The following is a 17259-nucleotide window of genomic DNA, read 5'->3' as shown; positions in this document are numbered from 1 at the left end:
GAGGCGCGGAGCGCCTTCCCGCTATGCCGCGAGCCCGCGCTTGCGCAGCAGCGCCTCCACCCGCGGCGGGCGGCCGCGGAACTGCGTGTAGAGTTCCATCGGCTCGCGCGTGTCGCCGGCCTCGTAGATCGCCTTGAGCCGCGCGGCCAACTCGGGGTGGAAGGGATCGCCCGCTTCCTCGAAGGCCTCGAAGCCGTCGGCGTCCAGCACCTCGGCCCAGAGGTAGAAATAGTAGCCCGCGGCATAGCCGCCGCCCGCGAAGAGATGCCCGAAATGCAGCGGGCGGTGCCGCAGCACGATGCCCTCCGGCATCCCGATCTCCTGCAGGAATTTTTGTTCGAAGGCGGTGATGTCGAGGGCGTCGGGCTCGGCATGGCGGTGCAGCGCGAGGTCCATCAGGGCGGAGGAGACGTATTCCACCGTCGCGAAGCCCTGCCCTTCGTTCCGCGCCGCCAGCAGTTTTTCGATCATGGCGTCCGGCAGCGTCTCGCCCGTCGCGTGATGGCGCGCATGGGTCCGCAGCGTCTCCGGCACCGACAGCCAATGCTCCATCACCTGCGAGGGGAACTCCACGAAGTCGCCCAGCACCGCCGTGCCGGACTGGGAGGGATAGCGCGCGGTGCTCATCAGCCCGTGCAGCGCATGCCCGAATTCGTGGAACAGCGTGCGCGCATCGTCGAAAGACAGCAGCGTCGGCGAGGACTTTGCCAGGTTGTTGTTGTTGACGATGATCGGCGAGACGCGGTCCGCAAAGCTCTCGCCCACGCGAAAACTGCTCATCCAGGCACCCGAGCGTTTGCCAACTCGGGAAAAGTTGTCGAGCAGGAAGACGCCGCGATGCGTGCCGTCGGAATCCAGCACTTCGAAGGCGCGGACATCGGGGTGATAGACGGGTATGTCCGCGCGTTCCGCGAAGCGCAGGCCGAAGAGGCGGCCGGCGGTCGCGAAGATCGCGCGCAGCATCGCCTCCAGCTCGAAGAAGGGCTTGAGCGCGGCGCCGTCGAGATCGTGCCTGGCGAGCCGCGCGCGCTCCGCCCAGTAGCGCCAGTCCCAGGCCTCGATGGGCTCGTTCTGGCCCTCCGCGCGGGCGAGCGCGGCGAGTTCCGCGCGTTCCTCCGCCGCGCGGCGCTTCGCGGGCTCCCACGCGGCGCGCAGTAACTGCTCCGCCGCCTCGGGGCGCTTCGCCATGGTGTCGGCAAGCCGGTACTCGGCGTGGTCCGCATGGCCGAGCAACCGCGCGCGCTCGGCGCGTAACGAAAGAATCTCGCGCACCAGCGGTTCGTTGTCGCGCGCGGGGTCGAGCGCACCGCGCGCGACCCAGGCGCGCCAGGCGCGTTCCCGCAGGTCGCGGCGCGCCGAATAGGTCAGGAAGGGCTCGACGGAGGACCGCGCGAGGGTGATGACATAGCCCGCCGCGCCGCGCTCCTTCGCCGCCTGCGCCGCGGCCTCGCGCAGGAAGCCGGGCAGGCCGTCGAGGTCCTCCGCGCCCAGCACCATCTGCCACGCGTTCTCGTCGGCCAGCACGTTCTGGCCGAAGGCGGTGTGCAGCACCGCGAGGCGGGCGGAGATTTCCGTCATGCGCGCCCGCGCGGCGTCGTCCAGCCCGGCGCCGCTGCGCAGGCGGTTCATGTGCAGCCGTTCCAGCAGGCGAAGCTGGTCCGGATCCAGGCCGAGGGCCGCGCGCCGCTCATAGAGCGCCGCGATGCGGCGGAAGGTCGCCGCATCCAGCGCGACCTCTGCGCGATGGCGGGCGAGCTTCGGCGCCCAGTCGCGCTCCACCGCCTGCAGTTCGTCGGTGGCCTGGCTGGCCGCCAGGTTGAAGAAGGTGGCGGCGACGCGGGTCAGCAGGCCGCCCGCGCGCTCCAGCGCCTCCACCGTGTTGGCGAAGGAGGGCGGCGCGGGATCCTTGCCGATCGCGGCGATCTCCGCGCGATGCGCCGCCAGCGCCGCCTCGAAGGCCGGCGGGAAATGTTCCGGGCGGATGCGGTCGAAGGGGGGCACGCCGAAGGGCGTGGTCCAGGGCTCGAGCAGTGGATTGTCGGTCATGCGGCCTATCTGGGTCGTGGCTCAGCGCGCGTCCAGCGCCTGCCGAAGCCGCGCGAGCAGCGCGGCGCGGCCGCGGTCGTCGCCCGCCTTCTCCAGCGCCTCCTCGATCTGCAGCGTGAGGGCAGCGCGCTCGTTGTGCCAGTCCGGCAGGCCCACGCGCTCCGGCGCCAGCCGACGACCCTTCGAGCGCTCCTTGTCGCGCTCCGGCGCCGCGCCGGGGCGCAGCACGAAGGCCTCGTCCAGCAGCGGGCGGACCAGCGCCTGTTCCGGCACGATGCCGCGATCAAGAACGCCTTGCGCCAGGCCGGCGATCGCCTCCTCCTCGCCATGCACCAGGAACAGGCCGCCCGCGATCCGGCCGCGCGCCTCCAGCCAGCGCAGCAGTTCCGGCGCGTCGGCATGGCCGGAATAACCCTCGATCATGGTGATGCGCGCGCCGACGCGGATCGGCTCGCCCTGGATGCGCACGCGGTCGGCGCCGTCCTGCAGCAGCCGCCCGAGCGTCCCCTGCGCCTGGAAGCCGACCAGCGCGACGATGGTGCGCGCATCCCACAGCTTCGCCTTCAGATGCGCGCGGATGCGCCCGGCCTCGCACATGCCGCTGCCGGCCAGGATCACGCGGAACCCGTCCTGCCGCGCGAGCTGCATGCTCTGCCGCCAGTCCTCGACATGGTGGATGTGATGATCGGCGAGCGCCGCGCGCATCGCCGCGCCATCCTCCAGCAGCGCGGCATGCTTCGCGAAGACCGAGGTCGCGCGCTGCGCCAGCGGGCTGTCGAGATGGATCTCGGTCGGCGGCACCTGCTTCGCATGGATCAGCGTGACGAGGTCGAGCATCACCTCCTGCGCGCGCTCCACCGCGAAGATCGGGATCAGCAGCGCGCCGTTCTGGCGGGAGGCGTCGTTGACCAGCTTCGCCAGCGCCGCACGGCGCGCCGCCTGGCCGATGGCGGGCCTGTCCTCGTCGCCATAGGTGCTTTCCAGGAAGACATGGTCCACGCCATCCGTCGGCCCTTCCGGGTCGCGCTGGATCGGGCCGAGATCGGGGCCGATGTCGCCCGAGACGAGCACGCGCATCGGCCCTTCGTCGGTGACGAAGTCCAGCTCGATGGAGGCGGAGCCCAGCATGTGGCCGGCATTCCACCAGCGCGCGCGCAGCCCGGGCACGGGCGTCACCCAGGCGCCGTACTCGGTCTTGCGGAACGCCACCATCGTCCGCTCCGCGTCCTCGGCGGTGTAGATCGGCTCCACCGGGTCGCGGCCGCGGCGGCGGTTGCGGCGGTTGAGCTGCTCCACCTCGCTTTCCTGGATGCTGCCGGAATCGGGAAGCATCACCGAGCACAGGTCACACGTGGCGGTGGTGGCGTGGATCGCGCCCCGAAAGCCTTGCCGCACCAGCTTCGGCAGCAGGCCCGAATGGTCGATGTGCGCATGCGTCAGCAGCACGGCGTCGATGTCGGCGGGGTCGAAGGGAAAGGGCTCGTAGTTCAGCGCCTTCAGCGTCTTCGGCCCCTGGAACATGCCGCAATCCACCAGCACGCGGGATCGCGGCGTCTCGAACAGCAGGGAGAGGCCGGTGACGGTGCGCGCCGCGCCGCAGACTTTCAGCCGGATCGCCATGGCACACTTCCCCTCCCGCCTGCCGAGGCGCCAGCATAGGCCCCGCCGGGCGCAGGAGGCGAGGATGGCAGCCAGGACACGCAACGGATCGCCGCGCCTCGGGCCGAGCTACGAGCTCGCGCTGTTCGACCGGGAGTTCCTGCTCAGCCCCTCCATGCGCGGCGTGCGGCTGCAGGTGGAGTGCATGAAGGCGGACGAGGCGCTGCGCGCCTGGGGCGTGCGCTCCACCCTCGTTGTCTTCGGCAGCGCGCGCGCCGCCTCCGGCGGGCCCGAGCGGCATGCGCGCTGGTACGACCAGGCGCGGCGCTTCGGCCGCATCGCCTCCGAACGCGGCGGCGCGCTGCATCCGGTGGCCGGCATCCGCGACAACGTGATCGCCACCGGCGGCGGGCCGGGGCTGATGGAGGCGGCGAATCGCGGCGCGCATGACGCCGGCGCGCCCTCCATCGGCTTCAACATCCGCCTGCCGCGGGAACAGCTGCCGAACCCCTACACCACGCCGGAGCTGACCTTCCAGTTCCACTACTTCGCCATCCGCAAGCTGCACCTGGCCATGCGCGCCCGCGCGCTGGTCGTCTTCCCCGGCGGCTTCGGCACGCTGGACGAGCTGTTCGAGATCCTGACGCTGCGCCAGTCGGGCCGCATGGGCGCGGTGCCGGTGGTGCTGGTGGACGCGGCCTATTGGCGCCGGCTGGTGAACTGGGACGCGCTGGCGGAGGACGGGATGATCGGCCCGGACGACCTCGGCCTGCTGCATTTCGCGGAGGATGCGGAAGCCGCGTGGCATCTGCTGGAGATTGGCGGCGTTCGACCCCGGGCATGACGGAGGACGCGATGGCGGAGCAACGGGTCGCGCTGGTGACGGGTGGCGCGAAGGGCATCGGGCTTGGCATCGCGCAGCGCCTGCTGCGGGACGGCTGGCGCGTGGTGGTGGCCGATCCCGCGGCGCCGCCCACCGGCCTGGCAGCGCGGCACGTCCAGGCGGATGTCTCCGAGGAAGCCGCCGTGCGCAAGCTGGTCGCCGGCATCGCGCAGCAGGAAGGGCGGCTGGACGCGCTCATCTCCAATGCCGGCTTCATGATCCGCAAGCCGCTCCGAGAGCTGACGCTCGCCGAGTGGCACGCAGTGATCGGCGCCAACCTCACCGCGACCTTCCTGCTGATGCGGGAGGCCGAGGCGATGCTGCGCGCGGCGAAGGGCGCGGTGGTGACCATCGCCTCGACCCGCGCGCACCAGTCGGAGCCGGACACGGAGAGCTACAGCGCCTCCAAGGGCGGGCTGGTCTCGCTGACGCATGCACTGGCGGTCAGCCTCGGCCCGGATGTGCGGGTGAACTGCGTGAGCCCCGGCTGGATCGACACGAAGGGCGCGACCCTGCGGCCGGAGGACCACGCGCAGCACCCGGCCGGGCGCGTCGGAAAGCCGGAGGACATCGCCGCGCTGGTCGCCTGGCTGGTCGGGCCGGAGAGCGGCTTCGTGACGGGCGCCGAGTTCGTCAGCGACGGCGGGATGACGCGGAAGATGATCTACGCGGAGTAGGGACGCCCGCCTTATCCGCCCCCACGCAGCGTGCGGATGATGCCCGAGAAATCCACGCTGCCGTTCCCAGCCTGCACGAAGGCGCGATACAGCTCCAGCGCCTTCGCGCCCATCGGCGTCTCGGCGCCGGTCTGCGCCGCGGCCTCGGCGGCCAGCCCGAGGTCCTTCAGCATCAGCGCGGCGGCAAAGCCCGGTGCGTAGTCGCGGTTCGCTGGGCTCGCCGGCACCGGGCCGGGCACCGGGCAATAGCTCGTCACGCTCCAGGACTGGCCGGAGGATTTCGAGACCACGTCGAACAGCGCCTGATGCGTCAGGCCGAGTTTCTCGGCCAGCACGAAGGCCTCGCAGGTGGCGATCATGGTCGCCGCCAAGATCATGTTGTTGCAGGCCTTGGCCGCCTGCCCCGCGCCCGCGCCGCCGCAATGGATCGCGGCGCGGCCCATCCGGTTCAGCACCGGCTCGGCCGCGGCGAAGGCGGCGTCGGGGCCGCCGACCATGAAGGTCAGCGTCGCATTCTCCGCCCCCATCACGCCGCCCGAGACGGGCGCATCGAGGAAGGCGCGGCCGCATCCCGCCGCCACCTCCCGCGCCGTCGCCACATCGATGGTGGAGCAATCCACCAGCACCGCATCGGGCCGGGACGCAGCGGCCATGCCACCGGCGCCGAGCCAGGCCTCGCGCACATGCTGGCCGGCGGGCAGCATGGTGATGACGAAGTCGGCCTCGCGGGCGGCCTCGGCCGCGCTGCCGGCCGCCGTCGCCCCCGCCGCGACGCAGCGCGAAACCAGGTCCGGCACGATGTCGAAGACCGCGACACGGTGTCCTGCCTTCGCCAGGTTGCGGGCCATCGGCCCGCCCATGTTGCCCAGGCCGACGAAGCCGATGCGCGCCGTCATGTCAGCGGCGGCGGAATACGGGCTGGGAGACGCATTCGCCGGTGCTGTCGATGTAGCTCGGCGAGATGCAGGGCGGCGGCTCGCTGGATTGGGTGCACGCGGCCAGGAACAGCAGGAACAGAAGCAGTGCCGGACGCATCGGCGCCTCCTTTTGATCGCGATGCGATGCTGCGCGCGGCAAGCGGCGCCTGTCCAGGGTGGCGATGGCGCGGACCGGACGGGCGGCCCTGCCCCGCGGCGGCCACGATGGTGCCATGCGACCGCCGGGCGGGACGCGGATGGCGCGGGGCATGATCGTCCTCTATGTCAGCCGCATGCGTGCCGCCCTTCTCCTGGCGCCGCTGCTCGCCCTCGCGGCCTGCGGCCCCCGCTTCTCGCCCGATGCCTACGCCACCCGCGCGGTCCAGCAGATGAACCGCGTGGAGCAGGGCGTGGTCATCGGCCGGCGCGAGGTGGCGGTGCAGTTGGAGGGCACCACCGGCGCGGCGACGGGCGGCGCCGCCGGCGGCATCATCGGCTCCCAGGTGCCGGGCGGGAACATGGCCGGGGCGATCGGCGCCGTCGGCGGCGCGCTGGTCGGCGGGCTGTTCGGCACCGCGGCGGAACGGGTGGTCGGCGACACCAAGGCCTTCGAATACATCGTGCGCAAGACGAATGGCGACCTCGTCTCGGTCACGCAGCGCGACGAGCAGCCGCTGGAGATCGGCCTCCGCGTGCTGGTGATCGCAGGCAACCAGGCACGGATCGTGGCGGACTACACCCAGCCTGGGGAGGCGCCGCCGACGGCGATCCCGGCCGAGCCGGAGCCGCCCCGCCCCGCGCCCGCACCCGCACCCGCGCCCTCGGGCGATGCCCCGCCGCCGCCGGCTGAGGCGACGCCACCAGCCGCCCCTCCGGCACCGATCCTGTAGCGGCCGCCTGGCATGGCGGTTGCTGCGGGGGCGGCATGCGTCGCACCTTGCCAGCGCTGCTGCTGCTTCTCCTGCCGCTGCCCGCCGCGGCCGAGCCCGGGCTGCTCTGCCGCGCCGCGATCCAGGCGGCGGAGCGCGCCGCCGGCATCCCGGCCCAGCTCCTGATGGCCATCGGGCGGGTGGAATCGGGCCGGCGCGACCCCGAGACGGGGGCCTTCCACCCCTGGCCCTGGACGATCAATGCCGAGGGGCGAGGGCAATTCTTTCCCACCAAGGCGGCAGCGATCGCCGCCGTGCAGGCCCTGCAGGCCCGCGGCGTCCGCTCGATCGACGTGGGCTGCATGCAGGTGAACCTGCGCCACCACCCGGACGCCTTCCCGACTCTGGAAGCCGCTTTCGACCCGGCGACCAATGCGCGATACGCGGCGCGCTTCCTGACCGAACTGAACGCCACGCGGAACGACTGGCAGCGTTCGGCCAGCGCCTATCACTCCCAGACGCCGGAATTCGCCGAGCCCTATCGCGCCCGCGTGATGGCGGCCTGGGCGCAGGAACAGGCCCGGCCGCACCCGCCCGTGGCGCCGCCCGCGGCGCTGGCCGGCCTGGCGCAGGCCGGCGGGGGCGCGGCGCGCCTGTCGAACGGGGCGGAGCGCCTGGCGCTGCCGGCCGGGTCCGGGCCGTCCGGCCGGGGACTCGCCGCCTATCGCAGCCTGCCGGTGCCGATCGCCGGCCGCCCGCCGCTGGCGCGCGCCCTGCTGGCCGCCATCCCGCCCCGGGTCACGCCGCGCTGAACCGCCGGGGTTGCGGTTTCGCTCGACAGCGGCGGCCGCCTGCCCCACCTAGCGCGGCATGAACACAACATCGCTCCTGGCCCTGGGCGGCTTCCTTCTGGCCTGCTTCGCCGCCGCCTCGACCGGGGCGATCTTCCGGCCCGGCGCCTGGTATGCCGCGCTCGACAAGCCCTCCTGGAACCCGCCGAACTGGCTGTTCGGGCCGGCCTGGGCGGTGCTCTACACGGCGATCGCCGTCGCGGCCTGGCTGGTCTGGCGCGAGGTGGGCTTCGGGCCGCAGATCTGGCTCTGGTTCGGCTCGCTGCTGCTGAACGCCGCCTGGTCCTGGCTGTTCTTCGGCCTGCGCCGGATGGACCTGGCCTTCTACGAGCTGGTGGTGTTCTGGCTTTCCATCCTCGCGATGGTGCTGGCCTTCTTCCCCGTCAGCGCCGCGGCCGGCTGGCTGCTGGTGCCCTATCTCGCCTGGGTCACCTTCGCGGGCGTGCTGAACTGGACGCTGTGGCGGATGAACCCGGCGCTGAACGGCAACCCGCTGCCGGCCGAGTAGCTATTCCGCCGCCTCGCGCCACGCGCGCGGCAGCGCGGCGCCGGTCAGCTCCGCGACGCGCGCGATGCCCTTGCGCGCGCAGAATTTTTCGAGCGCCTCGATCACCGACAGCATCGCAGTGGGACTGACGAAGCTGGCGGTGCCCACCTGAACCGCGCTCGCGCCGGCCATCAGGAACTCGACTGCATCCTCGCCGGTGGCAATGCCGCCGACACCGATCACCGGGATGCGCACCGCCTGCGCGCACTGCCACACCAGGCGCAGCGCGACGGGCTTGAAGGCCGGGCCGGAGAAGCCGCCCATGCCGCTGCCGAGCTTCGGCCGCGCCGTCTCGACGTCGATGGCAAGGCCGAGGATGGTGTTCGCCACCACCACCGCATCCGCGCCCGCCTCCTCCACCGCACGCGCCACCGCGGCGATGTCGCCGGTGTTGGGCGACAGCTTGACCCACAGCGGCATGCCCGGCGCCGCCCGGCGCATCGCCGCCGTCGCCGCCGCCGCCGGCTCGGGATGCATGGCGAAGGCGCGGCCATCCTCCTCGAGGTTCGGGCAGGAGATGTTGGCCTCGATGGCGGCGACGCCCGGCGTCGCGGCCAGCCGCGCGGCGCAGTCGGCGAAGCTCGCGACCGTCGGCGCGGAGAGGCTGACGACCAGCGGCGCGCGGAAGCGGCGCCATTCCGGCATGGCCTGCGCGATGAAGTGATCCAGCCCCTTGCCGGGGATGCCGATCGAGTTCAGCACGCCGGCCTCCGTCTCGCAGAGGCGCGGCAGCGGGTTGCCGGCGCGGAATTCCGGCGTGACGGATTTGGTGACGAGCGCGCCGAGCCGGTCGAGGTCGAAGACCTGTGCAAGCTCCGGCCCGAAGGTGCCCGACGCCGGCATGACGGGGTTCGCCAGCGTCAGCGTGCCGATCCTCGTGGCGAGGTCTACCATGCGAGCGCCGCCTGCAGGTCGAAGACGGGGCCTTCCGCGCAGACGCGCAGGTTCACCACCTTGCCGGTCTCGTCGCGCACCTGGCGCACGCAGCAGAAGCACATGCCGAGGCCGCAGCCCATCTGCTGTTCCAACGCGACCTGGCCCGGGATGCCGTGCTCCGCCGCCAGGCGCTGCAACAGGAGAAACAGGCGGTTCGAGCCGCAGGTGAAGACCGCATCGGGACGCGCGGCAGCGAAGCGCGCGCGCAGCATTTTTTCTACGTGCTCGACATCGCTGCCGCCATCCGCGTCGAACAGCGCGGTGATTGCAGCACCCGAGGCGCCGGCGAATTCCGGCGCCATCAGGTCGGCCTCCGCGCGCGCCGACAGCACCGCCTCCACCGCGATGCCCATCGCGGCGGCGGCTTCGGTGACCGGCGCCAGCGTCGCCAGCCCGACGCCGCGCGCGACGATGAGGATGCGGCGCCAGGCGGGATCGAGCCGGAAGCCGTGGCCGAGAGGCCCGACGACGGACAGCGCATCGCCTTCGCGCAGCCGCGCCAGCGCCGTCGTGCCCTTGCCCTTCACATGAAACAGGAAGCCGAGCGGCCGGCCTTCGCCGCAGCGCCAGATGCTCATCGGCCGGCGGAGATAGGGACCGGCGCCGCCACCGTCGCGGCAGAGCAGGTGGAAGAACTGGCCGGGCCGGCTGCGCGCCGAGAGATCGGGCGCGTCGAGCAGCAGGCGATGATAGCGTCGGCCCACGGGCGCGCTCTCGATCACCGTCACGCTCGCCTCGGCCACCGGGAAGGCGGCCGCCCCGAGATCCATCCGGCCGGTCTCCCTGCCTGCACAGGCGATGTTCGGGCGCAGGGGCGCGAAGTCAAGCGCGCGACTTGCCGGGCCCGGCGGGGCGGGCGATGGTCCGGCGCATGGACCTCGCCGTCCCGGCCCCGCTCGCCATCGCGCCCGACCTGGCCGCGCTCGCGCGCGACCTGTTCGAGACGCTGCGCGCCGCCGATCACGACGGCGTGGGCATCACGCGCGAGACCTACGCAGCGGGCGAGACGCGCGCGATGCGACGCATCGAGGCGATCGCGCGCGAAGCCGGCCTCGCCTGCGCCTGGGACGCGGCGGCGAACCTGCGTGTCACGCTGGAAGGGACCGATCCCGCCCTGCCGGCCGCCGCCTGCGGATCGCATCTCGACAGCGTGCCGCAGGGCGGCAATTTCGACGGTGCGGCCGGCGTGATCGCCGGGCTGATCGCGCTGCTGCATGCGGCGCGCGGCCCGCGCCCGGCGCGAAGCCTGCACCTCTTCGTGCTGCGTGGCGAGGAGAGTGCCTGGTATGGCCGGCCTTATCTCGGCTCCTCCGCGCTGTTCGGCCAGTTCGATCCGGCCTGGCTCGACCTGCCGAACCTGCACGATCCTTCGCTCACGCTCGGCGCGGCGATGCGGCGCGAAGGCGCGGACGTCGACGCCGTCGCGGCGCGCCGCGTGCTGTGCGATCCGGCGACGCTCTCGCACTTCGTGGAGTTGCATATCGAGCAGGCGCCGGTGCTTGTCGCGCGTCGCGTGCCGGTCGGCCTGGTCTCCGGCATCCGCGGCAACCAGCGCCACCCGAACGGCCGCGCCGTCGGCGAGGCGGCGCATTCCGGCGCGGTGCCGCGCTGGCTGCGGCGCGATGCGGTGCTGGGCGCGGCCGACTTCGCCATGCGGCTCGACGCAAGCTGGCGCACGCTGCTGGAACGCGGCGAGGACCTGGTGATGACCTTCGGCATCTTCACCACCGACCCACGCGAGCATGCGATGACCCGCGTTCCCGGCGACCTGCGCTTCACCCTGGAATGGCGCAGCGAGAGCGAGGCGACGCTGGATGCCTTCGGCGCGCTGGCGCAGGCGGAAGCCGAGGAGATCGCGCGCGAGCGCGGCGTGCGCATCGCGCTCGGCCCTGGCGTGCGCACGCCGCCGGCCGCGATGGACAAGCGACTGCTTGCACACGCGCGCGCCATCTGCACGGCGGCGGGCCTGTCGCATGAGGTGCTGGCCAGCGGCGCCGGCCACGACGCCGCGATTTTTTCGAACGTTGGCGTTCCGACGGCGATGGTGTTCGTCCGCAACGAGCATGGCAGCCACAATCCCAGGGAAGCGATGGAGTTCGACGACTTCCTGCACGGCGCGGCACTGCTGCGCGAAGTGCTCCTCACCGGCGCGGATGCCTTGCGATGAATGACAGCATCGGGCGGCGCACCGCGCAGATCCTGCTCGACACCGGCTGCATCCTGCTGCGGCCGGACCGGCCCTTCATCTTCTCCTCGGGCTGGGCGAGCCCGGTCTATCTCGACATCCCTCGCGCCCTCTCCTTCCCGCTGGCGCGCGCCGCGCTGCTGGACGGCGCGGAGGCGCGCATCCTGGAACGCGTGGGCTATGCCGGCTTCGACGCGATCGCCGCCACCGAGCAGGGCGGCATCGCCCTCGCCGCCATGCTCGCCGAGCGCTTCCGCCTGCCCTTCGTGACCGTTCGCCGGCGCGCCCAGGGATTCGGCGCGGATGCGCATGTCGAAGGCGCGCTGCCCAGGGGCGCACGGGCGCTGCTGGTCAGCGACGTCACCACCGACGGCCGCAGCAAGGCGCGCTACGCACGCTCGCTGCGGCAGGCCGGCGCCTCGGTCTCGCATGTCTTCGTGCTGTTCAACTACGGCATCTTCGACCGCCTGGTGACGGAGGTGCAGGATATCGGCGCCGAGCTCTTCGCGCTCGCCACCTGGCAGGACGTGCTGCCGGTGGCGGAAGAACGCGCGACGCTGCCCGCCGATGACCTGGCGGAGCTGCGCCGCTATCTCGCCGATCCCTTCGGCTGGTCCGCCGCCCGCGGCGGCCTCGCCGCCCCCGACCCCGCATGGAAGTCATGACCCGCGCCAACCTCGTCTACTTCGAGAACTTCACCAACCCCGTCGCCGAGCGGATGCTGCGCGCGGCCGACCACATCGCGCTGCAACGCCTGCGCTTCGCCGATGACCGCGCCGCGCTGGATGCCGCGATGGCGGCCGCGCATGGCTACCACGCCCTGCCGCGCGTCGAGATCGTCGAGCCCTGGTTCTGCGACGCCGCGCTGCTGAAGCGCGCGCCGGCGCTGCTGGCGGCGTGCTCGACCGGCGCCGGCTTCGACGTGATCGACGTGGACGCCTGCACCGCGGCGGGGGTGATCGTCTGCCACCAATCCGGCACGAACAAGGAAGCCGTCGCGGAACACGCCCTCGGCATGATGCTGGCGCTCTCGAAAAAGTTCGCGCAGGCGGACAAGGCGCTGCGGCGCGGTGCGGCACCGGATCGCTTCGCCCTGACCGGCCGCGACATCCGCGGCAAGATCCTGGGCATAGTCGGCCTCGGGCAGATCGGCACGCGGCTGGCCGAGTTGTGCAACGGCCTGTTCGGCATGACCGTGCTGGCCTGCGATCCGTATCTCACCGCGGAGCAGATTGCCGCGCGCGGCGCACGCAAGGTGGCGCTGGACGAACTGCTCAAGCGCAGCGACTTCGTCTCCGTCCACACGCCGCGCAACGCGGAGACGATGAATATGTTCGGCGCCGCGCAATTCGCGCGCATGAAACCCACCGCCTGGTTCATCCAGACCGCGCGCGGCGGCATCCATGACGAGGCGGCGCTGGCGGACGCGCTCGCGGCCGGGCGGATTGCGGGTGCGGGGCTCGACGTGTTCCTGAAGGAACCGCCGCCGGCCGACCATCCGCTGCTGGCCTTCGAGAACGTCATCGTCTCCCCGCACAATGCCGGCATCACGGAGGAGGCGCTGCACGACATGGCAGCCGGCGCGGCGGAGCAATGGATCGCAATCTTTCGCGGCCAGGTGCCGCCGCGGCTGGTGAACCCGGAAGCCTGGCCGCGCTATGCGGCGCGCTTCCGCGAGGCCTTCGGCTTCGCGCCGAACGAGTTTCCGCAGTGACGCGCGCCGTCCTGGTCACCGGCGCGGCCTCCGGCATCGGCGCGGCCTGCTGCCGGCGCCTGGCGGGGCCGGGCACCGCGATCCTGGTGCATACGCGGAAGAACGCGGAAGGCGCCGACCGCGTCGCGGCGGAAGTCCGCGCGACCGGCGGCGAGGCGGCCGTGATGCTGGGCGATATCGCCGATCCGGCACTGCCGGAGGCCCTGGTTGCGGAAACGCTCCAACGATTCGGAAGGCTGGACGCACTGGTCTTCGCGGCGGGCTTCGCGGACAAGACGCCCTTCGCGCAGGCGCCGGATGCGGTGTTCCAGAAATCGCTCGATGCCGTGCTCTGGGGCTTCCTGCGCACCGCGCGCGCCGCGCTGCCGCACCTGAAGGAAGGCCGCATCGTCGCGATCTCCTCCTTCGTCGCGCATGTGTTCCGCACCGATGTCAGCACCTTCCCCGCCAGCGCCGCGGCCAAGGCGGGGATGGAGGCGCTGGTGCGCGCCATCGCGGTGGAAGCGGCGGCGAACGGCACCACGGTGAACGCCATCGTGCCCGGCTACACGCGCAAGGATCCGGGCGCCCATGCCGCGCTGACCCCGGCACAGTGGGAGGCGGTGACGGCCAAGATCCCGCTGCGCCGCCTCGGCACGCCGGACGACGTGGCGGCGATGGCGGCCTTCCTGTGCTCGGCGGAGGCCGGCTACGTCACCGGCCAGGCGATCCACGTCAACGGCGGGTTGATCTAGCAACCTCATCGCGCTGCGGCCGTTCCCGAAAGGCGGATCGCCGGCGCCGTCGCGCCATGCCGTCCGCGCTGGAGGCGATGGCACATGGCGAGGCGGATGGACGGTGCCCGGCCCGGACGGGCTGGCGTTGAAGCCGCGGTCGCGCGCATCGAGGCGGCGCGGTCGCTCGACGGCCCGTCTCGCGCCATCGAGAACGCGCTGCTCGCGCGTCCGGCGCAGATCGCCGGGCGCCCGGCGCGGCATGTGCAGGATGCCCTGCACGGAAGTTGGCTCGGGCACCCGCTGCATCCGGCGCTGGTCACCATCCCGATCGGCACCTGGACCTTCGCGCTCGGGCTGGACCTGCTGGATGCGCTCGGCGTCCTGCGTGCACGATCGGCGGCGCGCGCGGCGGATGGCGCGCTGAAGGCCGGCGCGGCCGGCGCCATCGCCGCCGCCGCGGCCGGCCTCGCCGACTGGCAGTACACGGACGGGCGGGATCGCCGCGTTGGCCTGGTGCATGCCGCGGCGAACGGGACCGCGCTCGCGCTCACGCTCGGCTCCATCCGCCTGCGCGCCGCGGGCCGGCGCGGCGAGGGGCGGCTGGCCAGCGCCCTCGGCTGGGCCTGCATGGCCTTCGGCGGCTATCTCGGCGGCCACCTCGTCTATCGCCGCCGCGTCGGCGTGGACCATGCCGATCGCAGCCCCGAGCCGCGCGAATTCATACCCGTCATGCCGATCTCCGCGCTGCAGGAGGATCGCCCGCGCAGGGTCGAGGTCTGGGACCCGCAGGCGCAGCAGCAGGTGGGCGTGGCGCTGGTTCTGCACCGCGGCCGCGTGCACGCGCTGGGCGCGCGCTGTTCGCACATGGGCGGCCCACTGGACCAGGGATGGGTGCTGGAGGGCCGCCTCGTCTGTCCCTGGCACGGCTCCCGCTTCGACCTCCGCACCGGCTGTCCGGCGCAGGGTCCTTCCACCGCACCGCAGCCCCGCTACGCGGTGCGGCTGCGCGACGGCGTCGTCGAGCTGCGCCGGGAGCAGGAGCCCGGCGACGAGGTCGTCACGCCCGGGGACCTGGCGCAGATGGCGCCCGCGCCCCCGGCCGGGCCGCCGGCGCAAGCCGCCCGCAAGGCGGATGAGGTCCTGACGGAGCATCACATGCTGCTGCGCCGCCTGTTCGAACGGATCCAGGCGCTGCCACGCGAAGATCCTGCGCGGCGCGACCTGCTGCGCGCCCTGGCCTCCGAACTCGAGATCCATGAATCCATCGAGGATCACATCTTCTACCCGGCGGTGCGCGCAGTCAGCGAGGACGTGCCGGTCGCGCATGCCGAGCACCGGCAGCTTTCCGACCTGCTCGCGGCGACGCTGAAGCTGAACACCGCGACCCCGGCCTTCGAGGAACACCTGCGGGCGCTGCACGCGGCGGTAAACCATCACGCGGGATCTGAGGAACGGTCCATGTTCGCGCATGCACAGCGCCTGGGCGAGGCAAGGCTGCGCGCCCTCGGCGAGGCGCTCGAGCGCTCCCTCGAGGAGCAGCGCAGTTCCCGCGCCAGCCGGGCCTTTCGCGCGCTGAAGATCAGTCTGCTGGAAGGCGTCTGAACGCGAAGGGCCCGCCACGTCGCCGTGGCGGGCCCCTGCTTCAGCCGCGGCGCGCTGCGATCAGTTGCCGCGCATCCGCACGTAGCGCAGCTCCAGGTCCTCCTGCACGCGCAGCGTGAAGTCGGCCACGGTGTCGCGCACGGCGAAGATCTGCGGCTCCTGGTGCAGCGGGATCTGCGGCACCAGGTCGCGGTAGCGCGTCCAGTATTCCGCCGCCAGCTGCTGGCGGCGCGGGTTGTCGAGCGGCAGCGTGCCGATCTCGGTCGCCAGCTCGTTCATCCGGGCGTCGTTGAACTTGCCCCAGTTGAAGCTGCCCTCGCCCAGCAGCTCGCGCGCCGGGTTGGTCAGGTCGAAGTTGCCGGGCGTCCAGCCGAGCAGCCAGAACTGGTACTCGTTGTTCGCGCCGCCGGCCAGGAAGCGGCCGAAGGGGATGGCGTTCAGCCGCGCCTGGATGCCGGCGCGCTGCAGCATCGCCGTCGCCGCCTGGCAGATCGCCTCGTCGTTCACGTAGCGGTTGTTCGGGCAGTTCAGCGTGATGCGGAAGCCGTTGGGGTAGCCGGCCTCGGCCAGCAGCCGCTTCGCCGCGTCGGCGTCGAAGGGCAGGCGCGCCGCGAGGGATTCGACATAACCACCCACCGCCGGCGCGATCGGCAGGCCCGACGCGCTGGTGGAGTTGCGCAGGATGACGCGGGTGATCGTGTTCATGTCGATCGCCTGGTACATCGCGCGCCGCACGCGCACGTCCTGCAGCGGGTTCGGCTTGCCCGGCTCGTCCAGGCTTTCCGCGCGCGCCACGTCGAAGGCGAAGTAGATGGTGCGCGCCGTCGGGCCGCTCACCACGCGCACGCCCTGGGTCTGCTGCACGCGCGGCATGTCCTGCAGCGGCACGTGGTACATCACGTCGAGCTCGCGCGAGAGCAGCGCGGCCACGCGCGTGGGTGCGGACGCGACCGGGCGGAACACCGCGCGGGTGATGCCGTGGTTCATCTGCGCCGCACCCCAGTAGCTGGGGTTCGGCACCAGCACGGTGCGCTCATCCGCCAGGCGCTCGACCAGGCGGAAGGGGCCGGTGCCGTTGGTGTTGAGCTGCGGGAAGGCGGTCGCCGCGCCCGGCTGGCCGGCGCGCGCGACGTTCATCGCGTTGTTCGCCTCGACCCAGCGCTTCGACATCACGAAGAACAGCGTCAGGTCCTGCAGCAGGATCGGGCTAGGGCCGCGCGTCTCCATCTCCACCGTGTGGTCGTCCACGGCGGTCACGCGCGCCACCGACTGCAGCACATAGGCCATGTCGTTCTGGCGCACGCGCTCGGCGGACATCACGACATCGGCGGCGGTCAGCGGCGTGCCGTCATGGAAGGTGACGCCGCGGCGCAGGTGGAAGCGCCAGGTGGTCGGCGTCGGCGTCTCCCACCGCTCGGCCAGCGCCGGGGCCAGGGTGCCGTCGGCCTCCCGGCGGACCAGCGGCTCGTAGATGTTGCTCTTCATGGCGTTGGTCACGCCATGGTTGTTGGCATGCGGGTCGAGGCCGAGGATGTCGTTCGCCGTCGCCCAGGTGAAGGTGGTGGCGCCGGCGGGCGCGGCGGCCAGCCCCGCCCAGAGGGCCAGCGCGCAGGCCGTGGCCCTGAGCGCGGCGCGGGGTCCGATCTTCTGCATGTTCCGTATTGCCTCCCGGGACAAAAGGGGGCCGGACAATGCGGCCCGGCCCGCGGGCTGTCCA

Annotated in this window: 17 protein-coding genes; 10 read left to right on the top strand and 7 right to left on the bottom strand. The window is 72.4% G+C overall.

Going from position 1 to position 17259, the window contains the following annotated elements; translation table 11 throughout:
* Window positions 1-21 precede the first annotated feature (21 nt).
* Together DFH01_RS17735 and DFH01_RS17730 are read right to left on the bottom strand one after the other, a co-directional pair.
* Entirely contained in the window at window positions 22-2046 is a 2025-nt protein-coding gene (locus DFH01_RS17735) for a M3 family metallopeptidase (protein ID WP_109871822.1), read from the bottom strand.
* A gap of 21 nt (window positions 2047-2067) precedes the next feature.
* Window positions 2068-3666: an MBL fold metallo-hydrolase RNA specificity domain-containing protein gene (locus DFH01_RS17730; RefSeq protein ID WP_109871821.1), complete on the bottom strand. Its 1599-nt coding sequence runs from the start codon at window positions 3664-3666 to the stop codon at window positions 2068-2070.
* 64 nt (window positions 3667-3730) lie between these two features.
* Here DFH01_RS17730 and DFH01_RS17725 point away from each other — a divergent pair, with 64 nt between their 5' ends.
* Together DFH01_RS17725 and DFH01_RS17720 are read left to right on the top strand one after the other, a co-directional pair.
* Entirely contained in the window at window positions 3731-4489 is a 759-nt protein-coding gene (locus DFH01_RS17725; protein WP_109871820.1) for an LOG family protein, read from the top strand.
* Between the two features lie 11 nt (window positions 4490-4500).
* Window positions 4501-5205: an SDR family oxidoreductase gene (locus DFH01_RS17720; protein WP_233256164.1), complete on the top strand. Its 705-nt coding sequence runs from the start codon at window positions 4501-4503 to the stop codon at window positions 5203-5205.
* Window positions 5206-5216: 11 nt separating this feature from the next.
* On the opposite strand, the gene mmsB is transcribed toward DFH01_RS17720, so the two are convergent.
* Both mmsB and DFH01_RS28260 read right to left on the bottom strand, forming a co-directional pair.
* Window positions 5217-6101 (bottom strand): 3-hydroxyisobutyrate dehydrogenase, encoded by an 885-nt coding sequence (gene mmsB, locus DFH01_RS17715; RefSeq protein WP_109871818.1) that lies wholly within the window; start codon window positions 6099-6101, stop codon window positions 5217-5219.
* 1 nt (window position 6102) lies between these two features.
* Window positions 6103-6240 carry a hypothetical protein gene (locus DFH01_RS28260; protein ID WP_158287805.1) on the bottom strand — a complete coding sequence of 46 codons (138 nt, stop codon included), beginning with the start codon at window positions 6238-6240 and terminating at the stop codon, window positions 6103-6105.
* Window positions 6241-6355: 115 nt separating this feature from the next.
* Between DFH01_RS28260 and DFH01_RS17710 the strand changes: the two genes are divergently transcribed.
* From DFH01_RS17710 to DFH01_RS17700, 3 genes are read left to right on the top strand one after another with little or no spacing between them, the layout of a single operon-like run.
* On the top strand, window positions 6356-7012 hold the full coding sequence (locus DFH01_RS17710; protein ID WP_158287804.1) for a hypothetical protein: 657 nt from the start codon (window positions 6356-6358) through the stop codon (window positions 7010-7012).
* 47 nt (window positions 7013-7059) lie between these two features.
* Entirely contained in the window at window positions 7060-7803 is a 744-nt protein-coding gene (locus DFH01_RS28495; protein ID WP_233256163.1) for a lytic transglycosylase domain-containing protein, read from the top strand.
* A 58-nt stretch (window positions 7804-7861) separates the two neighbouring features.
* Complete coding sequence (locus tag DFH01_RS17700; RefSeq protein ID WP_109871816.1) at window positions 7862-8350, top strand: TspO/MBR family protein; 489 nt, start codon at window positions 7862-7864, stop codon at window positions 8348-8350.
* Here the strand turns inward: DFH01_RS17700 and DFH01_RS17695 are convergent, their stop codons facing one another.
* On the bottom strand, window positions 8351-9283 hold the full coding sequence (locus tag DFH01_RS17695) for a dihydroorotate dehydrogenase (RefSeq protein ID WP_109871815.1): 933 nt from the start codon (window positions 9281-9283) through the stop codon (window positions 8351-8353).
* Window positions 9277-10095: a dihydroorotate dehydrogenase electron transfer subunit gene (locus DFH01_RS17690; RefSeq protein ID WP_109871814.1), complete on the bottom strand. Its 819-nt coding sequence runs from the start codon at window positions 10093-10095 to the stop codon at window positions 9277-9279. Before DFH01_RS17690 ends, DFH01_RS17695 begins: the two co-directional genes overlap by 7 nt.
* A 101-nt stretch (window positions 10096-10196) precedes the next feature.
* On the opposite strand from DFH01_RS17690, the gene DFH01_RS17685 reads away from it, so the two are divergent.
* From DFH01_RS17685 to DFH01_RS17665, 5 genes are all read left to right on the top strand, one after another.
* Window positions 10197-11492 carry a Zn-dependent hydrolase gene (locus tag DFH01_RS17685; RefSeq protein ID WP_109872367.1) on the top strand — a complete coding sequence of 432 codons (1296 nt, stop codon included), beginning with the start codon at window positions 10197-10199 and terminating at the stop codon, window positions 11490-11492.
* Window positions 11489-12175, top strand: a complete 687-nt coding sequence (locus DFH01_RS17680) for an orotate phosphoribosyltransferase (protein ID WP_109871813.1) — start codon at window positions 11489-11491, stop codon at window positions 12173-12175. Before DFH01_RS17685 ends, DFH01_RS17680 begins: the two co-directional genes overlap by 4 nt.
* Window positions 12172-13224, top strand: coding sequence for a hydroxyacid dehydrogenase (locus DFH01_RS17675; protein ID WP_199231278.1), 1053 nt, complete (start codon window positions 12172-12174; stop codon window positions 13222-13224). Before DFH01_RS17680 ends, DFH01_RS17675 begins: the two co-directional genes overlap by 4 nt.
* Window positions 13221-13958, top strand: coding sequence for an SDR family NAD(P)-dependent oxidoreductase (locus DFH01_RS17670; RefSeq protein WP_199231327.1), 738 nt, complete (start codon window positions 13221-13223; stop codon window positions 13956-13958). The genes DFH01_RS17675 and DFH01_RS17670 overlap by 4 nt, the downstream gene beginning before the upstream one ends.
* Window positions 13959-14054: 96 nt before the next feature.
* Window positions 14055-15542 carry a DUF2231 domain-containing protein gene (locus tag DFH01_RS17665; protein ID WP_158287803.1) on the top strand — a complete coding sequence of 496 codons (1488 nt, stop codon included), beginning with the start codon at window positions 14055-14057 and terminating at the stop codon, window positions 15540-15542.
* A gap of 60 nt (window positions 15543-15602) precedes the next feature.
* On the opposite strand, the gene DFH01_RS17660 is transcribed toward DFH01_RS17665, so the two are convergent.
* Window positions 15603-17195 (bottom strand): ABC transporter substrate-binding protein, encoded by a 1593-nt coding sequence (locus DFH01_RS17660; protein ID WP_109871809.1) that lies wholly within the window; start codon window positions 17193-17195, stop codon window positions 15603-15605.
* Window positions 17196-17259 lie beyond the last annotated feature (64 nt).

Origin of the sequence: Falsiroseomonas bella (assembly GCF_003173615.1) — a bacterium.
GTDB classification, from domain to species: Bacteria; Pseudomonadota; Alphaproteobacteria; order Acetobacterales; family Acetobacteraceae; genus Falsiroseomonas; species Falsiroseomonas bella.
The sequence above is the reverse complement of the archived record's forward strand: the minus strand, read 5'-3'. Positions and strand labels throughout refer to the sequence as shown.